This window comes from Dyella sp. PARNA 12/25 (assembly GCF_055702865.1).
The window spans coordinates 528960-548747 of the sequence record NZ_JBVQCI010000002.1 but is presented as its reverse complement, the minus strand read 5'-3'; the positions used below and the strand labels follow the sequence as shown (position 1 = coordinate 548747).

The window sequence follows — 19788 nt, the reverse complement described above, 5'->3', positions numbered from 1 at the left end:
GACATGGCAAAGATCACCAAGCGTATGAAGGCGGCTCAGGCCGCAGTGCAGCCGGGCAAGCTCTATGGCCTGGAAGAAGCCCTGACCATCGTCAAGAACAACGCCAAGGCGAAGTTCGCTGAGTCCGTGGACGTCGCCGTTCGCCTCGGCATCGATGCCAAGAAGTCCGACCAGGGCGTGCGTGGTTCCTCGCTGCTGCCGCACGGCACCGGCAAGACCGTCAAGGTCGCCGTGTTCGTGCCGGCCGGTGAGAAGGCCGAGGCCGCCAAGGCCGCCGGCGCTGACGCCGTCGGTATGGACGATCTGGCCGAGCGCATGCAGGCTGGCGATCTCGACTTCGGTCGCGTGATTGCTACGCCGGACGCGATGCGCGTGGTCGGTAAGCTCGGCCAGCTGCTCGGCCCCCGTGGCCTGATGCCGAACCCGAAGGACGGCTCGGTCACCGCCGACGTCGCCACGGCCGTGAAGAACGCCAAGGCCGGCCAGGTGAAGTTCCGCAACGACAAGGCGGGCATCATCCACGCCACCATCGGCAAGGCCAGCTTCGACGCTGCACAGCTCGCCGACAACCTCAATGCACTGGTCGCCGACCTGCTGAAGGCCAAGCCGGCCACGGCCAAGGGTCAGTACCTGCAGAAGGTTGCCCTGTCGTCCACCATGGGCGCCGGCGTGCCGGTAGACACCTCGTCGCTGACGGTGTCGACCAAGTAAGACTTCAAGTCCCGCACTGGCACGCGCCAGTGCGGGCACGTTTTTGAAGGCAGGCCCCGGTGTATCGCCGGAGTCGCCGTCAAAGACCGCAGGCGCGATCAGCGCGCGACGACGACGAGCAGGGAGCTCGTGTTGGCAAGGAAACGCCGTCGTTGCAAGCGGGTTCGCTTAATCGGATTCCCCGCGAATCTGGCCTGCGTAGATGGTGCTGCCCCTTCTGGAATCCTGATGTACTAGGGATGTTTTCTGGAAAGGCCACCACCCGGGATCTCGCGATCCCCGACGTCACGGATGGCGTCGCTCAGGACCGCAAGCGGCAGGAGCCGTAAGCGGAATTCATAAGAGGAGTGAAAAATGGCTCTGAATCTCTCTCAGAAGCAAGAAGTAGTCGCCGAACTGGCAGAAGTTGCTGCGAAGGCTCACTCCTTGGTCGCTGCCGAGTACGCGGGCACCACGGTCGAACAGATGACCGCGATGCGCAAGAAAGCTCGTGAAAGCGGTGTGTTCCTGAAGGTTGTCAAGAACACGCTGGCTTCGCGCGCCGTCGTCGGTACCGAGTTCGAGGTCGTCAAGGACGCCCTGACCGGTCCGCTGATGTACGCGTTCTCGATGGAGGAGCCCGGTGCTGCCGGTCGCCTGATCAAGGAATTCGCCAAGGGCAATGACAAGCTGAAGGCCAAGGTCGTCTCCGTGGAAGGCAAGCTGTTGCCTGCTACCCACGTGGAAGTCCTGGCCTCGCTGCCGACCCGCGAAGAAGCGCTGGCCATGTTGGCCCGCGTGCTCGCCGAGCCCGCTGCGATGTTTGCCCGTGCCGTCAAGGCCGTGGCCGACAAGCAGGGTGGTGGCGACGTCGCCGCGGAAGCCACGGCTGAAGCCCCGGTTGAAGCCTAAGTTCGACGCTTATCTAAATCGAATCAATTTCCAGAGGTAAATCAAAATGTCCCTGACTAACGATCAGATCGTTGAAGCCGTTGCCGCCAAGTCGCTCATGGAAGTGATGGAGCTGGTGAAGGCCATCGAAGAAAAGTTTGGCGTGTCCGCCGCTGCCCCGGTCATGATGGCCGCTGGCCCGGCCGCTGCCGGCCCGGCTGCTGAAGAGCAGACCGAATTCGACGTCATCCTGAAGAGCGCCGGCGACAAGAAGGTCGACGTGATCAAGGCCGTCCGCGCCATCACGGGCCTGGGCCTGAAGGAAGCGAAGGACCTGACCGAAGCCGGTGGCGTCGTGAAGGAAGCCGCTTCGAAGGAAGACGCTGCGAAGTTCAAGAAGGACCTCGAAGCTGCAGGCGCCACGGTCGAACTGAAGTAATTGGCGCTCTTGCGCGCCGTCAGTTTGATCTAGCGTCAAGCCAAGCCTGGGGGCGTAAGCCCCCGGGCTTTGGCCGTTGCAAAGGGCCTGCATCGTGATGCGGCCTGTAACGACAAAGTGTCATCTTTTCAGGTTCGTGTTTTACCCGTCAGGAAGACAGTACTGAAAGGCCTGCAGACCATCGCCGACCTTTGACTCATGCCTTTTTGACGCATCGACGAGCAGGGCAGCACAACCTGCGCGTCGACGGCAGACACAGCTTTCACAATTCAGCCGGTGTGTGCACCACCGGCGTCACTGCGAACCGAGGCGGTACCCACCATGACCTACTCGTTTACCGAGAAGAAGCGCATCCGCAAGGATTTCGGCAAGCGTCCCCCTGTTTTGGGCGTTCCGAACCTGCTGACCATCCAGACCGATTCCTATCGCGAGTTCCTGCAGGAGCACATCGCTCCCAAGGCCCGCGATGACAAGGGTCTCCACGCCGCGCTGAAGTCGGTCTTTCCGATTGTCAGCTATTCGGGCAATGCCGCGCTTGAGTATGTCGACTATCGCCTGGGCGAACCCGCCTTCGACGAGCGCGAGTGCCGCAACCGTGGCATGACCTTCGGCGCGCCGCTGCGCGTGACCGTGCGCCTGGTCATCTATGACAAGGACAGCCCGGCGTCCAAGAAGGCCGTGAAGTACGTGAAGGAACAGGAGGTCTACATGGGCGAAATTCCGCTCATGACGGACACCGGCACCTTCATCATCAACGGCACTGAGCGCGTTATCGTCTCGCAGCTGCACCGTTCGCCGGGCGTGTTCTTCGACCACGATCGTGGCAAGACGCACAGCTCGGGCAAGCTGCTGTTCTCCGCTCGCGTCATTCCTTACCGCGGCTCGTGGCTCGACTTCGAGTTCGATCCGAAGGATGCGCTGTTCACCCGTATCGACCGTCGCCGCAAGCTGCCGGTGACCGTGCTGCTGCGCGCGCTCGGCTACAACAATGTTGAAATGCTCGACACCTTCTTCGAGCACAACGTGTTCCACCTGGGCAAGAAGGGTGGCACGACGCTGGAGCTCGTCGCTGAGCGCTTGCGCGGCGAAACGCTGACCTTCGACCTGGCCATCGGTGACAAGGTGCTGGTGGAAGCCGGCAAGCGCATCACGGCACGTCACGTGCGTCAGCTGGCCGCGGAAAACATCACCGCGCTGGAAGTGCCGGACGACTACCCGGTCGGCCGCATCCTGGCCATCGACGTCATTGACCCGAAGACCGGCGAACTGCTGGCCCAGGCCAACGACGAAATCAGTGCCGACCAGCTGGAAAACTTCCGCAAGGCTGGCATCGAAGTCGTGCCGACGCTGTACGTGAACGATCTCGATCGTGGCGCGTACATCTCGCACACCTTGCGCATCGACAACACCAAGACGCAGCTCGAAGCGCTGGTGGAAATCTACCGCATGATGCGTCCGGGCGAGCCGCCGACCAAGGACGCTGCGCAGAACCTGTTCTACAACCTGTTCTTCACCTTCGATCGCTACGACCTGTCGGCCGTGGGCCGCATGAAGTTCAACCGTCGCGTGGGCCGTCAGGAGATCGTCGGTCCGGGCGTGCTGTTCGACAAGAAGTACTTTGCCGACCGCAAGGAAGAAGAAGCGCAGAATCTGGTCAAGTCGCAGGGCGACCGTTCCGACATTCTCGACGTGCTCAAGGTGCTCATCGACATCAAGAACGGTCATGGCACCGTCGACGATATCGATCACCTGGGCAACCGTCGCGTGCGTTCGGTCGGTGAAATGGCCGAGAACACTTTCCGCATCGGTCTGGTGCGCGTCGAGCGCGCTGTGCGCGAACGTCTGTCGCTGGCCGAGTCCGAAGGTCTGACTCCGCAGGAACTGATCAACGCCAAGCCGGTCGCGGCGGCAGTGAAGGAGTTCTTCGGCTCCTCGCAGCTCAGCCAGTTCATGGACCAGAACAACCCGCTGTCCGAAGTGACGCACAAGCGTCGCGTCTCGGCCCTGGGCCCAGGCGGTCTGACCCGCGAGCGCGCCGGCTTCGAAGTGCGCGACGTGCACCCGACCCATTACGGCCGCGTCTGCACCATCGAAACGCCGGAAGGTCCGAACATCGGCCTGATCAACTCGCTCGCTGTGTACGCGCGCACCAACACGTATGGCTTCCTCGAGACGCCGTACCGCAAGGTCGTGGGCGGCAAGGTGACCGATCAGGTGGATTACCTGTCGGCCATCGAAGAAGGCGACCACGTCATTGCGCAGGCGAACTCGCCGCTCAAGGACGGCGCGTTCATCGAAGACTTCGTGTCCTGCCGTTTCCGCGGTGAGTCCGAGCTGCGTCCGTCCGCTGAAGTCGACTACATGGACGTCTCGCCCATGCAGACCGTGTCGGTCGCCGCCGCACTCGTGCCGTTCCTTGAGCACGACGACGCGAACCGCGCACTCATGGGCGCCAACATGCAGCGTCAGGCCGTGCCGACCTTGCGTTCGCAGACCCCGCTGGTCGGTACCGGTATCGAGCGCGCCGTGGCGCGTGACTCGGGCGTCATCGTCACCGCCAAGCGCGGTGGTGTGATCGACCAGGTCGATGCCGGCCGTATCGTGGTTCGCGTGAACGAGGCAGAAGTCGGCGACAACGACGCTGGCGTCGATATCTACACGCTGACCAAGTACACCCGCTCCAACCAGAACACCAACCTCAACCAGCGTCCGCTGGTGAACGTGGGTGACGTGGTGGCGATGGGCGACACGCTGGCCGACGGTTCGTCGACCGACCTGGGCGAGCTCGCGCTCGGCCAGAACATGCTGATCGCCTTCATGCCGTGGAACGGCTACAACTTCGAAGACTCGATCCTGCTCTCCGAGCGCGTCGTGCAGGAAGACCGCTACACCTCGATTCACATCGAGGAGCTGTCGTGCATCGCGCGTGACACCAAGCTGGGCGCCGAGGAAATCACCGCCGACATCCCGAACGTGGGTGAACAGGCGCTGGCCCGCCTCGATGAATCGGGCATCGTGTACATCGGTGCGGAAGTGAAGGCCGGCGACATCATGGTCGGCAAGGTCACGCCGAAGGGCGAAAGCCAGCTGACCCCGGAAGAGAAGCTGCTCCGCGCGATCTTCGGCGAGAAGGCGTCCGACGTGAAGGACAGCTCGCTGCGCGTGCCGCCGGGCATGGACGGCACCGTCATCGATGTGCAGGTCTTCACCCGCGACGGCATCGAGAAGGATAAGCGCGCCAAGCAGATCGAGGAAATGGAAATCAAGCGTATCCGCAAGGACCTTGATGACCAGTTCCGCATCCTTGAAGGCGCGATCTACAACCGTATGCGCACCCAGCTTGTCGGCAAGACCGCGATGAGCGGTCCGGGCGGCCTGAAGCGCGGCGCGGAGATCACCGACGCCTACCTCGACGGCCTCAAGCGCGACGATTGGTTCAAGATCAACGTCAAAGAAGAAGACGTCACCGAGTTCCTCGAGCGCGCAGCTGATCAGGTCAAGCGCCACAAGGAAGAGTTCGACAAGCGCTTCAAGGAGAAGCAGGGCAAGATCACCCAGGGTGACGACCTTGCTCCGGGCGTGCTCAAGATGGTCAAGGTGTTCCTGGCCGTGAAGCGCCGCATCCAGCCGGGCGACAAGATGGCCGGTCGCCACGGTAACAAGGGTGTGGTGTCGAACGTGGTGCCGGTGGAGGACATGCCGTTCTCCGAAGACGGTACCTCGGTGGACATCGTGCTGAACCCGCTGGGCGTGCCGTCGCGTATGAACATCGGCCAGATTCTGGAAGTGCACCTTGGCTGGGCCGCCAAGGGCCTGGGCAAGAAGATCCAGAAGATGCTCGAGGCGCAGGCCAAGGTCGCGCAGATCCGCGAGTTCCTCGACCAGGTGTACAACCACCACGTCGCGGGCGCCGTGCAGCATGTCGACCTGAAGTCGCTGACCGACGAAGAAATCTTCGCGTTGGCGAACAACCTTCAGGAAGGCGTGCCGATGGCGACCCCGGTGTTCGACGGTGCCGAGGAAACCGAGATCAAGGCCATGCTGAAGCTCGCCGATCTGCCGGAATCCGGCCAGACGGTGCTGTTCGACGGCCGTACCGGCGAGGCGTTCGATCGCCCGGTCACCGTGGGCTACATGCACTACCTGAAGCTGAACCACTTGGTCGACGACAAGATGCACGCGCGTTCGACCGGTCCGTACTCGCTCGTCACGCAGCAGCCGCTGGGTGGTAAGGCGCAGTTCGGTGGCCAGCGCTTCGGTGAAATGGAAGTCTGGGCGCTGGAAGCCTACGGCGCGGCTTACACCCTGCAGGAAATGCTGACGGTGAAGTCCGACGACGTGCAGGGCCGTAACCAGATGTACAAGAACATTGTCGACGGCAACCACGAGATGGCGGCGGGCATGCCGGAATCCTTCAACGTGTTGGTGAAGGAAATCCGCTCGCTCGGTATCGATATCGATCTGGAAGAAGTGAAGTGAGTTGAGGAGGTAACGAGGAGCACTCCTCGTTACCTCTGACCGATTCTCCTTTCCTTATTCCCGATCTTCGGAGACATCCATGAAAGACTTGCTCAATCTGTTCAACCAGCAGCGCACCGCGCCTGACTTCGATGCGATCAAGATCGCTCTGGCTTCGCCGGAGCTGATCCGCTCGTGGTCGTACGGCGAAGTGAAGAAGCCGGAAACGATCAACTACCGCACCTTCAAGCCCGAGCGTGACGGCCTGTTCTGCGCCGCCATCTTCGGTCCGGTGAAGGACTACGAGTGCCTGTGCGGCAAGTACAAGCGCATGAAGCACCGCGGTGTGGTGTGCGAGAAGTGCGGCACGGAAGTGACCCTGGCCAAGGTGCGTCGTGAGCGCATGGGCCACATCGAGCTGGCCTCGCCGACCGCGCACATCTGGTTCCTCAAGTCGCTGCCCTCGCGCATCGGCCTGATGCTGGACATGACGCTGCGCGACATCGAGCGCATCCTGTACTTCGAAGCCTTCGTGGTGATCGATCCGGGCTTGACTGCGCTCGAGCGCGGCCAGCTGCTCAGCGAGGACCAGTACCTGGAAGCCGTGGAAGAGCACGGTGACGAATTCGACGCCCGCATGGGTGCCGAGGCCGTCTACGAGCTGCTCAAGTCCCTGGACCTCCCGGGCGAAGTCGTGCGCCTGAAGGAAGAGATCGGCTCGACCAACTCCGAGACCAAGCTCAAGCGCCTCACCAAGCGCGTTAAGCTGATCGAGGCGTTCCTGGAGTCGGGCAACCGTCCGGAATGGATGGTGCTGACCGTGCTGCCGGTGCTGCCGCCGGATCTGCGTCCGCTCGTCCCGCTGGATGGTGGCCGTTTCGCTACGTCCGATCTGAACGATCTGTACCGCCGCGTCATCAACCGTAACAACCGCCTGCGTCGCCTGCTCGAACTCAATGCGCCCGACATCATCGTGCGCAACGAAAAGCGCATGCTGCAGGAATCGGTCGACGCGCTGCTCGACAACGGTCGCCGCGGCCGTGCCATCACCGGCACGAACAAGCGCGCGCTGAAGTCGCTCGCCGACATGATCAAGGGTAAGCAGGGTCGCTTCCGTCAGAACCTGCTTGGCAAGCGCGTGGACTATTCCGGTCGTTCGGTGATCGTGGTGGGTCCGACCCTCCGTCTGCACCAGTGCGGTCTGCCGAAGAAGATGGCGCTTGAGCTGTTCAAGCCCTTCATCTTCGCCAAGCTGCAGGCTCGCGGCGAAGCCACCACCATCAAGGCTGCCAAGAAGCTCGTCGAGCGCGAAGAAGGCCAGGTGTGGGACATCCTCGAAGAGGTGATCCGCGAACATCCGGTCATGCTCAACCGCGCACCGACCCTGCACCGTCTCGGCATCCAGGCGTTCGAGCCGAAGCTGATCGAAGGCAAGGCCATCCAGCTGCATCCGCTCGTCTGTACGGCGTTCAACGCCGACTTCGACGGTGACCAGATGGCGGTGCACGTGCCGCTATCGATCGAGGCGCAGCTCGAAGCGCGCGCCCTGATGATGGCGACCAACAACATCCTGTCGCCCGCCAACGGCGAGCCCATCATTGTGCCGACCCAGGACGTGGTGCTGGGCCTGTACTACATGACGCGCGAGCTGGTGAACGCCAAGGGCAGCGGCATGGTGTTCTCGGGTATCGGCGAAGTGCGCCGTGCTTATGACAACCGTGCCGTGCAGCTGCATGCCAAGGTCAAGGTACGCATCAACCAGGTGCAGATCGACGAGGACGGCAGCCGTACCGAAAGCACCCAGATCGTCGACACGACCGTGGGTCGCGCGCTGCTGCTTGAAATCATGCCGGAAGGTCTGCCGTTCGCGCTGGCCAACACCGAGCTGACCAAGAAGAACATTTCGCGCCTGATCAACCAGTGCTACCGCCGTCTGGGCCTGAAGGACACGGTGATCTTCGGCGATCAGCTGATGTACACCGGTTTCCGCTTCGCCACGCGCGCCGGTATCTCCATCGGCATCGACGACATGATCATTCCGGATCAGAAGAAGCCGATCCTGGAAGAAGCCGAGAAGGAAGTGGTCGAGATCCAGGAGCAGTACCAGTCGGGTCTCGTCACCGCCGGTGAGCGCTACAACAAGGTCGTCGACATCTGGTCGCGCACCAACGAACTCGTGGCAAAAGCCATGATCGACGGTATCGGTACCGAGAAGGTGGTCGATGCCGAAGGCAACACGGTCAACCAGAAGTCCATGAACTCGCTGTACATCATGGCCGACTCCGGCGCTCGTGGTTCGGTGGCCCAGATTCGTCAGCTGGCTGGTATGCGCGGCCTGATGGCTCGCCCGGACGGCTCGATCATCGAGACGCCGATTAAGGCGAACTTCCGCGAAGGCCTGAACGTTCTGCAGTACTTCAACTCCACCCACGGTGCCCGTAAGGGTCTGGCGGATACGGCGCTGAAGACGGCGAACTCCGGTTACCTGACCCGTCGTCTCGTCGACGTGGCGCAGGACGTGGTGATCACCTCGTCCGATTGCGGCACCGAAGACGGTGTGACCATGCAGCCGATCGTGGAAGGCGGCGACGTGGTCGAGCCGTTGCGCGATCGCGTGCTTGGTCGTGTGGCGTTGGAAGACGTCTATGGCCCCGGCGAAGACAACGAGCCGATCGTCACCCGCGACACCCTGCTGGACGAAGCCCTGGTCGAGAAGCTCGACAAGGCCGGCGTGCAGTCGATCAAGGTTCGTTCGCCCATCACCTGCGCCGCCGATCATGGCGTGTGCGCACTGTGCTACGGCCGCGACCTGGCCCGTGGTCACCTGGTGAACATGGGTGAGGCCGTGGGCGTGGTGGCTGCGCAGTCGATTGGTGAGCCGGGTACCCAGCTCACCATGCGTACGTTCCACATCGGTGGTGCGGCGTCCCGTGCGGCTGCGGTGGACAACGTGACGGTGAAGACCACCGGCACGCTGAAGTTCAACAACCTCAAGACCGTGCAGCACTCGCAGGGCCACCTGGTGGCGGTGTCGCGTTCGGGCGAACTGAGCGTCATCGACGCCAACGGTCGCGAGCGTGAGCGCTACAAGGTGCCTTACGGCGCCACCATCGCCGTCAAGGACGGTGACCCGGTCAAGGCCGGCCAGGCCGTGGCCAACTGGGATCCGCATACCCATCCGATCGTGTCGGAAGTGGCCGGTACCGTGCGCTTCATCGACTTCATCGATGGCGTCACCGTGCAGAGCCAGACCGACGATCTGACCGGTCTGGAATCCGCGGTGGTGACCGATCCGAAGCGCCGTGGTACGGCCGCCAAGGATCTGCGCCCGATCGTGCGTCTGGAAGACGCCAAGGGCCGCGAGCTGAAGCTGCCGGGCACCGACGTGCCGGCACAGTACATGCTCCCGGCTGGCGCCATCGTGTCGATCCAGAACGGTGTGCAGGTGGGCGTGGGCGACGTGGTTGCACGTATCCCGCAGGAAACCTCCAAGACCCGCGACATCACGGGTGGTCTGCCGCGCGTGGCCGACTTGTTCGAAGCGCGCAAGCCGAAAGAACCGGCGATTCTCGCCGAGCGTTCGGGTGTGATCAGCTTCGGCAAGGACACCAAGGGCAAGCAGCGTCTCATCATCAAGGACGTGGACGGCAACGAGCACGAAGAACTGATTCCCAAGTGGCGTCAGGTCATCGTGTTCGAAGGCGAGCACGTGGAGAAGGGTGAAACCGTGGTGGACGGCGAGCCCAGCCCGCACGACATCCTGCGCTTGCTGGGTGTCGAGCCGCTGGCTTCGTACCTGGTCAAGGAAATTCAGGACGTCTACCGCCTGCAGGGTGTGAAGATCAACGACAAGCACATCGAAGCGATCATTCGCCAGATGCTGCGCAAGGTGGAAATCACCGATCCGGGTGAGAGCCACTACCTGCGTGGCGAGCAGGTCGAGCGTGTTCGCATCAATGGCGAGAACGAGCGTGCCATCAAGCGCGGTGAGCGTCCGGCTGAGTACCAGTCGGTGCTGCTGGGCATCACCAAGGCCTCGCTGGCCACGGAATCCTTCATCTCGGCGGCGTCCTTCCAGGAGACCACCCGAGTGCTGACGGAAGCTGCGGTCCGCGGAACGCGCGACACCTTGCGTGGCCTGAAGGAAAATGTTATTGTCGGCCGTCTAATTCCGGCGGGTACGGGTCTGGCGTATCACGCATCGCGTCATCGCCAGGGCGGTCTGACCGCCTCGGAGCTTGAAACCCTCTCCGGCTCCGCTTCGTCGGCTTCCTTCGCAGAAGCCACCTCCGGTAGCGACATTGGTGTGGAGTAAGCCCCTCACGGGTTCTACTCGCTGACATACGAAATGAGGCGCAAGGACTGCGCCTCGTGTTCGGGCCATGGCCGGCAGGGCGTCAGCTTGTCTGTGACAGGCTGCCCATGTTAAATTCCCGCTTCTTGGCAGACCGAGCCGGTTCGGTCTGCCTTTATGTTTCTCAGGAACTGCTTCAGATGACGACAGTCAACCAGTTGGTTCGCAAATCCCGTAGCCCGAAGACCTACAAGAGTGCTTCGCCGGCTTTGCAGAACAGCCCGCAGCGTCGCGGCGTGTGCACGCGCGTCTACACCACCACCCCGAAGAAGCCGAACTCGGCCCTCCGCAAGGTCGCCAAGGTGCGCCTGACGAACGGCTACGAAGTGATCAGCTACATCGGTGGCGAAGGTCACAACCTGCAGGAGCACTCCGTGGTCCTGATCCGTGGCGGCCGTGTCAAGGATCTGCCGGGTGTGCGTTACCACACCGTGCGCGGCAGCCTCGACTGCGCCGGCGTCACCAAGCGCCGTCAGTCGCGCTCCAAGTACGGCGCCAAGCGCCCGAAGTCCTGATCTCTAGGAAATAACTATGTCGCGTAAAGGTTCCCATCCCGCCCGTCTGATCCTGCCGGATCCCAAGCACGGCAGCCAGCTGATCGCTCGCTTCATCAACATGGTGATGAAGAGCGGCAAAAAGTCGGTCGCCGAGAGCATCGTCTACGGTGCGCTGGCCCATCTGGGTGAAAAGAACGCCGAGCCGGTTCAGCTCGTCGAGAAGGCTCTCAACAACATCGCTCCGGCGGTCGAGGTGAAGTCCCGTCGTGTCGGCGGCGCCACCTACCAGGTGCCGGTCGAAGTGCGTCCGGGTCGCCGTATGGCGCTCGCCATGCGCTGGGCCATCGACTCCGCCCGCAAGCGCGGCGAGACCTCGATGCCGCGCAAGCTGGCCGCCGAGCTGCTCGAAGCTTCGGAAAATCGCGGTGGCGCGATCAAGAAGCGCGAAGAAACGCATCGCATGGCAGAGGCCAACAAGGCCTTCTCGCATTACCGCTGGTAAGCAGTACAGCTAGAACTTTCAGAGGTTAAGACCGTGGCACGCACCACTCCTATCGAGCGCTACCGCAACTTCGGCATCATGGCTCACATCGATGCCGGCAAGACCACCACCACGGAGCGCATCCTGTTCTACACCGGCGTCAGTCATAAGATTGGCGAGGTGCACGACGGTGCAGCGACGATGGACTGGATGGAGCAGGAGCAGGAGCGCGGCATCACCATTACGTCGGCGGCAACGACGGCGTTCTGGAAGGGCATGGATCGCTCCCTGCCCGAGCACCGCTTCAACATCATCGACACCCCAGGCCACGTGGACTTCACCATTGAGGTGGAGCGTTCGCTGCGCGTCCTCGATGGCGCGGTATTCGTGCTCTGCGCCGTGGGTGGTGTGCAGCCGCAGTCTGAAACCGTCTGGCGTCAGGCCAACAAGTACAAGGTGCCGCGCCTTGCGTTCGTCAACAAGATGGACCGCACTGGCGCGAACTTCTACAAGGTGGTCGACCAGCTGAAGGCTCGCCTGGGTGCCAACCCGGTTCCGATGCAGGTGCCGATCGGCGCCGAGGACAACTTCGAGGGCGTGGTCGACCTGCTCAAGATGAAGTCCATCATCTGGGACATGGAATCCCAGGGCATGAAGTTTGAGTACGCCGACATCCCGGCCAACCTCGCGGATAAGGCTGCTGAAGCCCGTGCGTACATGGTCGAGTCGGCTGCTGAAGCGAACGAAGAGCTGATGAACAAGTACCTCGAAGAGGGTGAGCTCTCCGAAGAGGAAATCATCGGCGGTCTGCGCGCGCGCACGCTGTCCAGCGAGATCATCCCGGTCTTCTGCGGCACGGCGTTCAAGAACAAGGGCGTGCAGGCCATGCTCGACGCGGTGGTGCAGTTGCTGCCGTCGCCGATCGATCGTCCGCCGGTGCAGGGCGTGGATGATGACGAGAAGGAGGCCACTCGTTCGGCTGACGACTCTGCTCCGTTCTCGGCGCTCGCGTTCAAGATCATGACCGACCCGTTCGTGGGCTCGCTGACGTTCTTCCGTGTCTATTCGGGCACGCTGAACGCTGGTGACCAGGTGTACAACCCGGTCAAGTCCAAGAAGGAGCGTATCGGCCGCATCCTGCAGATGCACGCCAACGAGCGTCAGGAAATCAAGGAAGTCCGCGCTGGCGATATCGCCGCAGCGGTCGGCCTGAAGGACGTGACGACCGGTGACACGCTGTGCTCGCAGGATCACATCATCACCCTGGAGCGCATGACGTTCCCGGAGCCGGTGATCTCGATGGCGGTCGAGCCGAAGACCAAGTCCGACCAGGAAAAGATGGGCATCGCGCTGGGTCGCCTGGCTGCCGAAGATCCGTCCTTCCGTGTGCGTACGGACGAAGAATCCGGCCAGACCATCATTTCGGGCATGGGCGAGCTGCATCTGGACATCCTCGTGGACCGCATGAAGCGCGAGTTCAATGTGGAAGCCAACGTCGGCAAGCCGCAGGTGGCTTACCGCGAAACGATCCGCAGCTCGGACGTCAAGTCGGACTACAAGCACGCCAAGCAGTCGGGCGGTAAGGGTCAGTACGGTCACGTGGTGATCGAGCTGTCGCCGATGACCGAGGAAGAGCGCAAGGGTGATGGCGTCAAGGACGATTTCCTGTTCGTCAACGACATCACTGGCGGCGTGATCCCGAAGGAATTCATTCCGTCTGTCGAAAAGGGTCTGCGCGAAACCATCACCAGCGGTCCGCTGGCTGGCTTCCCGGTGGTGAACGTCAAGGTCAAGCTGGTGTTCGGCTCGTACCACGACGTGGACTCGTCGGAAATGGCGTTCAAGCTGGCCGCTTCGATGGCGTTCAAGCAGGGCTTTGCCAAGGCATCGCCGGTGCTGCTCGAGCCGATCATGAAGGTCGAGGTGGTGACGCCGGAAGATTACGTCGGTGACGTCATGGGCGACCTTAGCCGTCGTCGCGGCCTGCTCCAGGGCCAGGACGACACGCCGTCGGGCAAGACCATCAACGCGATGGTTCCGCTGGGCGAGATGTTTGGTTATGCGACGACCATTCGTTCGCTGACCCAGGGTCGCGCCACCTTTACGATGGAGTTCGACCACTACGCTGAAGCGCCGAACAACATCGCTGAGCAGGTCATGAAGAAGGCCTGATAAGGCCTTCTTCCTCCAACTACCGTTCTTTTTAGAGGTTTAAGTCATGGCAAAGGGTAAATTCGAACGCACCAAGCCGCACGTCAACGTCGGCACGATTGGTCACGTGGACCACGGCAAGACGACGCTGACGGCCGCACTGACGAAGGTTGGTGCCGAGCGCTTCGGTGGCGAATTCAAGGCGTATGACGCGATCGACGCGGCGCCGGAAGAAAAGGCACGTGGTATCACGATTTCGACCGCGCACGTCGAATACGAATCGCCGAACCGCCACTACGCCCACGTGGACTGCCCGGGCCACGCCGACTACGTGAAGAACATGATCACGGGTGCGGCGCAGATGGACGGCGCGATCCTGGTGTGCTCGGCCGCTGACGGCCCGATGCCGCAGACCCGCGAACACATCCTGCTGTCGCGTCAGGTCGGCGTGCCGTACATCGTCGTGTTCCTGAACAAGGCCGACATGGTGGACGACGCCGAGCTGCTCGAGCTGGTCGAGATGGAAGTGCGCGAACTGCTGTCCAAGTACGACTTCCCGGGCGACGACACCCCGATCATCAAGGGTTCGGCCAAGCTGGCGCTGGAAGGCGACCAGTCGGAAATCGGCGTGCCGGCGATCATCGCCCTCGTCGAGGCCCTGGATACCTACATTCCGGAGCCGCAGCGCGCGATTGACCAGCCGTTCCTGATGCCGGTGGAAGATGTGTTCTCGATCTCGGGCCGCGGCACCGTGGTGACCGGTCGTATCGAGCGCGGCATCATCAAGGTCGGTGACGAAGTCGAAGTGGTGGGCATTCGCCCGACCCAGAAGACCACCGTCACGGGCGTGGAAATGTTCCGCAAGCTGCTGGATCAGGGTCAGGCAGGCGACAACGCCGGTCTGCTGCTCCGCGGTCTGAAGCGCGACGACGTCGAGCGTGGTCAGGTGCTGGCGAAGCCGGGCACCATCACCCCGCACACCGACTTCGAAGCCGAAGTGTACGTGCTGTCGAAGGACGAAGGTGGTCGTCACACCCCGTTCTTCAAGGGCTACCGCCCGCAGTTCTACTTCCGCACGACCGACGTGACCGGTGCCATCGAACTGCCGGAAGGCGTCGAGATGGTGATGCCGGGTGACAACATCAAGATGAACGTCACCCTGATCCACCCGATCGCCATGGACCAGGGTCTGCGCTTCGCTATCCGCGAAGGCGGCCGTACCGTCGGCGCCGGCGTGGTGGCCAAGGTCATCAAGTAAGGCATAGCGTCCTCGCTTTCGAGCGATGACCACTAAAAAAGCCGACCTCCGGGTCGGCTTTTTTTAGGAAATTCAGCGGGAAGAGAGGTTTAGGGCTTCCCTCCGCCTGATTTTCCAGATATAGTCGCGTTCTTGCCTGTCGCCCGAACCTTGGTTCGGGCGACCTTACAGCGAAATGAGGCACAGGAAGTGCTTCGAGTTCGCTGGCCGGGATGGCCAATACGCAAGAAAGGGCTTGGACGACGAAGCGCGATGCTTTGTTGACCTGGCCATTTTGCGCGTTTTAAAGTTTTTCGTCTGGGCGGGCTCTTCTGGGGCCTGCCTAGTCTTTTAAGGTCGATTCGCGGTGTGGTGATTGCCACGTCAAAAAGCGACCGGTAGTGCAGTAGTAAATGGGTTGTGCGGATGGGTGAGAAGCCCTTCCGGTTCACAGTATTTGTTCTTTCGATAACAGGACACGGTTTATGGCGAACCAAAAGATTCGCATTCGGCTCAAGGCGTACGATCATCGTCTGATCGACCGCTCGGCCAGCGAAATCGTCGAGACGGCCAAGCGCACTGGCGCTACGGTTCTCGGCCCGATTCCGCTCCCGACCAAGATCGAGCGTTACACCATTCTGGTGTCGCCGCACGTCGACAAAGATGCCCGCGACCAGTACGAGACCCGTACGCACAAGCGTGTGCTCGATATCGTCGACCCCAACGACAAGACCGTGGACGCGCTCATGAAGCTTGATCTCGCCGCTGGCGTTGACGTTCAGATCAAGCTCGGTTGAGCGATAGACAGGATACGAAGATGAGTATCGGACTAGTTGGCCGCAAGTGCGGCATGAGCCGACTCTTCACTGAAGACGGACGCTCGATTCCGGTGACGCTGATTGAAGCCACCCCGAATCGCGTTACGCAGCTGAAGACGGAAGATAACGATGGTTACAGCGCTGTGCAGGTTGCAGCCGGCGTCAAGCGCGCCAGCCTGCTGACGCAGCCGCTGAAGGGTCACTACGCCAAGGCGAAGGTTGAGCCGGGTCGTGGTCTGTGGGAGTTCCGCGTGTCTGCCGACGACCTCGGCAAGTACAGCGTGGGCGCCGAGATCAAGGCCGACGACGTGTTCCAGGTGGGTCAGATTGTTGACGTCGCCGGCGTGTCGAAGGGCAAGGGCTTCCAGGGCACCATCAAGCGCCACAACTTCACGATGGGTGACGCTACCCACGGTAACTCGCTGTCGCATCGTGCGCCGGGTTCTATCGGTCAGCGTCAGACTCCGGGTCGCGTGTTCCCGGGCAAGAAGATGTCGGGTCACATGGGTGCAGTGAATCGCACGCAGCAGGGCCTGGAAGTGGTCAAGGTCGACGCCGAGCGTCATCTGATCGCGGTGAAGGGCGCGGTGCCGGGTGCTACCGGTGGCGACGTCGTCATCCGTCCGACGACCAAGGGCTGAGGAGAGACGCCATGGAACTCAATGTTATTGGCGCCAAGCCGCTCAACGTGTCGGACGAAGTGTTCGGCGGTGAGCTCAAGCAGGCCCTGATCCACCAGGTGGTCGTTGCCTATCAGGCAGGCGGCCGTGCCGGCACGCAGTCGCAGCTTACGCGCGGCGAGCTGTCCGGTACCACCAAGAAGTTCAAGAAGCAGAAGGGCGGTGGCGCCCGTCACGGTGACTACCGTGCACCGATCTTTGTCGGTGGTGGCCGGGCTTTCGCTGCCAAGCCGCGCAGCTACGAGCAGAAGGTCAACCGCAAGGCGTACCGCGTTGCCATTCGCTCCATTCTGTCCGAGCTGATTCGTCAGGATCGCCTGAAGGTGGTCGAGAGCTTCGGCATCGATACCCCGAAGACCAAGGCAATGGTCGCCAAGCTGGCCGAGCTGCAGGTTTCTGGCCGCGTGCTGCTGGTGTCGGAAGACGCCAATGAGGCGACCTTCCTGGCCGCGCGCAACATCCCGTACATCCACGTCGTTGACGTGCTGGCCCTGAACCCGGTCAGCCTGGTCGGTTCCGACCACATCGTCATGACGGTGGACGCGGTGAAGAAGATCGAGGAGTGGCTCGCATGAGCAACGAACGCATTCTGAACACGCTGCGCGCGCCGCACATCTCGGAAAAGGCTGCGCGCCTGGCTGAGAAGAACCAGTACGTTTTCGTGGTGGCCCCTGAGGCAACCAAGGCCGATGTCCGCGCTGCGGTGGAACAGATGTTCGACGTCAAGGTCGAGCAGGTGAACCTCGTCAACGCCAAGGGCAAGGTCAAGTCCTTCCGTTTCCGCACTGGCAACCGCCAGGGCAAGCGCAAGGCCTACGTTCGTCTCGCCGATGGTCAGACCATCGATGTGTCGTCCAAGGCCTGAGCCAGGAGTTGAATTGAGATGGCACTGATCACTCATAAGCCGACCTCCCCCGGCCGCCGCGACGCAGTCAGCGTCCGCACCGAGGGCCTTCATAAGGGTGCGCCGTACGCGGCGTTGACCGAAGCGAAGACCAAGAACGGTGGTCGCAATAACTACGGTCGTATCACTGTTCGCCACCAGGGTGGTGGTCACAAGCAGCGTTACCGCATCATCGACTTCAAGCGCGACAAGGAAGGCATTGCCGCCCAGGTCGAACGCATTGAATACGATCCGAACCGCACCGCGCATATCGCACTGCTGTGCTATGCCGACGGCGAGCGTCGTTACATCATCGCCCCCAAGGGCGTGCAGGCAGGCGATCGCCTGGTGTCGGGCAGCGATGCGCCGATCAAGGCTGGTAACAGCCTGCCGCTGCGCGCCATCCCGGTGGGTTCGACCATCCACTGCATCGAGATGCGTCCGGGTAAAGGTGCGCAGATCGCGCGTTCCGCCGGTGCTTCGGTCCAGCTGGTCGCCCGTGAATCGGGTTACGCCACTCTGCGTCTTCGCTCCGGCGAAATGCGCCGCGTGCCGGTCGATTGTCGCGCCACCATCGGTGAAGTGGGCAACGGCGAGCACAGCCTGAAGAAGCTCGGCAAAGCCGGCGCCAAGCGCTGGTTGGGTATTCGCCCCACCGTTCGCGGTGTGGTGATGAACCCGGTCGACCATCCGCACGGCGGTGGTGAGGGCAAGACCTCTGGTGGTCGTCACCCGGTTTCTCCGTGGGGTACGCCGGCCAAGGGCTACAAGACGCGCTCGAACAAGCGCACCCAGCAGTTCATCGTGCGTCGTCGCAAGTAATAGGAAACGATCATGCCGCGCTCTCTAAAGAAAGGTCCGTTTGTCGACCTGCACCTCGTAAAGAAGGTGGAAGCCGCCGTTTCCGCCAATAACAAGCGTCCGATCAAGACCTGGTCGCGCCGCTCGATGATCCTGCCGGAAATGGTCGGCCTGACCATCGCCATCCACAACGGCCGTCAGCATGTCCCTGTGCTGGTCAACGAGAACATGGTCGGGCATAAGCTCGGCGAGTTCGCGACGACCCGCACCTTCAAGGGCCATGGCGGCGACAAGAAGGGCAAGTGATGAGCACTGAAGCCAAAGCGATCCTGCGTAGCGCCCGCATTTCGGCGCAGAAGGCACGCCTGGTAGCTGACCTGGTCCGCGGTTTGCCCGTGGGCCGTGCCAGCGACGTGCTCCAGTTCACCAACAAGAAGGCCGCAGCCATTGTTCGCAAGGTGCTGCTGTCGGCCGTCGCCAACGCCGAGAATAACCTCGGTGCTGACGTCGACGAGCTGAAGGTCTCGCGCATCTTCGTGGACGAAGGTCCGGCGATGAAGCGCATGTATGCCCGCGCCAAGGGTCGCGGTTCCCGCATCCTTAAGCGCACGAGCCACATCACTGTGGTCGTTGGCAACTAAGAGGACATAGACGATGGGTCATAAAGTTCATCCCACCGGTATCCGCCTCGGCATTGCCAAGGACTGGAACTCGAAGTGGTACGCCAATAAGGGCGAATACGCCCAGTACCTCGCAGCTGACCTGAAGGTTCGCGAGATGCTGCGCAAGAAGCTGGCCCAGGCCGGCATCTCCAAGATCCTCATCGAGCGCCCGGCCAAGACCGCACGCGTGACGATTCACACCGCCCGTCCGGGCGTGGTGATCGGCAAGAAGGGCGAGGATATCGAGAAGCTGCGCAAGGAAGTCAGCGACATGATGGGCGTCCCGGCGCACATCAATGTCAGCGAAGTGCGCAAGCCTGAAATCGATGCACAGCTGGTTGCCGAGTCGATCGCGCAGCAGCTGGAGCGTCGCATCATGTTCCGCCGCGCGATGAAGCGCTCGGTTGGCAACGCGATGCGCCTGGGCGCACTGGGCATCAAGATCAATGTCTCTGGTCGTCTGAATGGCGCTGAGATTGCCCGTTCCGAATGGGCCCGTGAGGGTCGCGTGCCGCTTCATACGCTGCGCGCCGACATCGACTACGGCACTGCCGAAGCGAAGACCACCTACGGCATCATCGGCATCAAGGTGTGGATCTACAAGGGCGAGGTCTTCGATCTGTCCCAGATCAACCAGGAGCCGAAGGAAGAGCAGTCCCAGCCGCGCCGTGAGGGTGGTGAGGGTCGTCGTGAATCGCGTCGCGAGGGCGGTGAAGGCCGTCGCGAGCGGACGGCGAAGTAAGGAG

The 19788-nt window shown here is 62.0% G+C and carries 17 protein-coding genes; all 17 read left to right on the top strand.

Going from position 1 to position 19788, the window contains the following annotated elements:
- Window positions 1-3: 3 nt before the first annotated feature.
- The 17 genes from rplA (at window position 4) to rpsC (ending at window position 19784) form a co-directional block, all read left to right on the top strand.
- Window positions 4-711, top strand: a complete 708-nt coding sequence (gene rplA, locus AC0GUR_RS07185; protein WP_472876763.1) for a 50S ribosomal protein L1 — start codon at window positions 4-6, stop codon at window positions 709-711.
- 354 nt (window positions 712-1065) lie between these two features.
- Window positions 1066-1602: a 50S ribosomal protein L10 gene (gene rplJ, locus AC0GUR_RS07180; RefSeq protein ID WP_472876762.1), complete on the top strand. Its 537-nt coding sequence runs from the start codon at window positions 1066-1068 to the stop codon at window positions 1600-1602.
- Between the two features lie 46 nt (window positions 1603-1648).
- Window positions 1649-2020 (top strand): 50S ribosomal protein L7/L12, encoded by a 372-nt coding sequence (rplL, locus tag AC0GUR_RS07175; RefSeq protein ID WP_199045690.1) that lies wholly within the window; start codon window positions 1649-1651, stop codon window positions 2018-2020.
- A 321-nt stretch (window positions 2021-2341) separates the two neighbouring features.
- The gene (rpoB, locus tag AC0GUR_RS07170) at window positions 2342-6499 is read left to right on the top strand and encodes a DNA-directed RNA polymerase subunit beta (protein WP_472876761.1); all 4158 of its coding nucleotides are present in this window, start codon (window positions 2342-2344) and stop codon (window positions 6497-6499) included.
- A gap of 79 nt (window positions 6500-6578) precedes the next feature.
- Window positions 6579-10793 (top strand): DNA-directed RNA polymerase subunit beta', encoded by a 4215-nt coding sequence (rpoC, locus tag AC0GUR_RS07165; RefSeq protein WP_472876760.1) that lies wholly within the window; start codon window positions 6579-6581, stop codon window positions 10791-10793.
- Window positions 10794-10972: 179 nt separating this feature from the next.
- On the top strand, window positions 10973-11347 hold the full coding sequence (gene rpsL, locus AC0GUR_RS07160; RefSeq protein WP_019464011.1) for a 30S ribosomal protein S12: 375 nt from the start codon (window positions 10973-10975) through the stop codon (window positions 11345-11347).
- Between the two features lie 16 nt (window positions 11348-11363).
- Entirely contained in the window at window positions 11364-11831 is a 468-nt protein-coding gene (gene rpsG / locus AC0GUR_RS07155; RefSeq protein WP_102305037.1) for a 30S ribosomal protein S7, read from the top strand.
- A 33-nt stretch (window positions 11832-11864) separates the two neighbouring features.
- Window positions 11865-13982 (top strand): elongation factor G, encoded by a 2118-nt coding sequence (gene fusA / locus AC0GUR_RS07150; protein WP_472876759.1) that lies wholly within the window; start codon window positions 11865-11867, stop codon window positions 13980-13982.
- 46 nt (window positions 13983-14028) lie between these two features.
- Entirely contained in the window at window positions 14029-15219 is a 1191-nt protein-coding gene (tuf, locus tag AC0GUR_RS07145) for an elongation factor Tu (protein WP_472876758.1), read from the top strand.
- A gap of 464 nt (window positions 15220-15683) precedes the next feature.
- Window positions 15684-15995, top strand: coding sequence for a 30S ribosomal protein S10 (gene rpsJ, locus AC0GUR_RS07140; RefSeq protein ID WP_017461875.1), 312 nt, complete (start codon window positions 15684-15686; stop codon window positions 15993-15995).
- A gap of 20 nt (window positions 15996-16015) precedes the next feature.
- On the top strand, window positions 16016-16657 hold the full coding sequence (rplC, locus tag AC0GUR_RS07135) for a 50S ribosomal protein L3 (protein WP_109126895.1): 642 nt from the start codon (window positions 16016-16018) through the stop codon (window positions 16655-16657).
- Between the two features lie 11 nt (window positions 16658-16668).
- A complete protein-coding gene (gene rplD, locus AC0GUR_RS07130) occupies window positions 16669-17271 on the top strand; it encodes a 50S ribosomal protein L4 (protein ID WP_472876757.1) in 603 nt (200 codons plus the stop codon).
- Window positions 17268-17561: a 50S ribosomal protein L23 gene (gene rplW / locus AC0GUR_RS07125; RefSeq protein ID WP_266183063.1), complete on the top strand. Its 294-nt coding sequence runs from the start codon at window positions 17268-17270 to the stop codon at window positions 17559-17561. The genes rplD and rplW overlap by 4 nt, the downstream gene beginning before the upstream one ends.
- Before the next feature lie 18 nt (window positions 17562-17579).
- Window positions 17580-18401 (top strand): 50S ribosomal protein L2, encoded by an 822-nt coding sequence (rplB, locus tag AC0GUR_RS07120; protein ID WP_354013032.1) that lies wholly within the window; start codon window positions 17580-17582, stop codon window positions 18399-18401.
- A gap of 12 nt (window positions 18402-18413) precedes the next feature.
- Window positions 18414-18686, top strand: coding sequence for a 30S ribosomal protein S19 (rpsS, locus tag AC0GUR_RS07115; protein ID WP_046972909.1), 273 nt, complete (start codon window positions 18414-18416; stop codon window positions 18684-18686).
- On the top strand, window positions 18686-19021 hold the full coding sequence (rplV, locus tag AC0GUR_RS07110; protein WP_102303877.1) for a 50S ribosomal protein L22: 336 nt from the start codon (window positions 18686-18688) through the stop codon (window positions 19019-19021). The genes rpsS and rplV overlap by 1 nt, the downstream gene beginning before the upstream one ends.
- Before the next feature lie 13 nt (window positions 19022-19034).
- Complete coding sequence (rpsC, locus tag AC0GUR_RS07105) at window positions 19035-19784, top strand: 30S ribosomal protein S3 (protein WP_472876756.1); 750 nt, start codon at window positions 19035-19037, stop codon at window positions 19782-19784.
- Window positions 19785-19788 lie beyond the last annotated feature (4 nt).

Bases quoted from the DNA above. Each gene is read 5' to 3' on its own strand.
- rpsL (WP_019464011.1), top strand. From the start codon at position 10,973: ATGACGACAGTCAACCAGTTGGTTCGCAAATCCCGTAGCCCGAAGACC.
- rpsJ (WP_017461875.1), top strand. From the start codon at position 15,684: ATGGCGAACCAAAAGATTCGCATTCGGCTCAAGGCGTACGATCATCGT.
- rpsS (WP_046972909.1), top strand. From the start codon at position 18,414: ATGCCGCGCTCTCTAAAGAAAGGTCCGTTTGTCGACCTGCACCTCGTA.
- rpoC (WP_472876760.1), top strand. From the start codon at position 6,579: ATGAAAGACTTGCTCAATCTGTTCAACCAGCAGCGCACCGCGCCTGAC.
- rplA (WP_472876763.1), top strand. From the start codon at position 4: ATGGCAAAGATCACCAAGCGTATGAAGGCGGCTCAGGCCGCAGTGCAG.
- rplB (WP_354013032.1), top strand. From the start codon at position 17,580: ATGGCACTGATCACTCATAAGCCGACCTCCCCCGGCCGCCGCGACGCA.
- rplL (WP_199045690.1), top strand. From the start codon at position 1,649: ATGTCCCTGACTAACGATCAGATCGTTGAAGCCGTTGCCGCCAAGTCG.
- rplV (WP_102303877.1), top strand. From the start codon at position 18,686: ATGAGCACTGAAGCCAAAGCGATCCTGCGTAGCGCCCGCATTTCGGCG.
- rplC (WP_109126895.1), top strand. From the start codon at position 16,016: ATGAGTATCGGACTAGTTGGCCGCAAGTGCGGCATGAGCCGACTCTTC.
- rplW (WP_266183063.1), top strand. From the start codon at position 17,268: ATGAGCAACGAACGCATTCTGAACACGCTGCGCGCGCCGCACATCTCG.
- rpsG (WP_102305037.1), top strand. From the start codon at position 11,364: ATGTCGCGTAAAGGTTCCCATCCCGCCCGTCTGATCCTGCCGGATCCC.
- rpsC (WP_472876756.1), top strand. From the start codon at position 19,035: ATGGGTCATAAAGTTCATCCCACCGGTATCCGCCTCGGCATTGCCAAG.
- rplJ (WP_472876762.1), top strand. From the start codon at position 1,066: ATGGCTCTGAATCTCTCTCAGAAGCAAGAAGTAGTCGCCGAACTGGCA.
- rpoB (WP_472876761.1), top strand. From the start codon at position 2,342: ATGACCTACTCGTTTACCGAGAAGAAGCGCATCCGCAAGGATTTCGGC.
- rplD (WP_472876757.1), top strand. From the start codon at position 16,669: ATGGAACTCAATGTTATTGGCGCCAAGCCGCTCAACGTGTCGGACGAA.
- tuf (WP_472876758.1), top strand. From the start codon at position 14,029: ATGGCAAAGGGTAAATTCGAACGCACCAAGCCGCACGTCAACGTCGGC.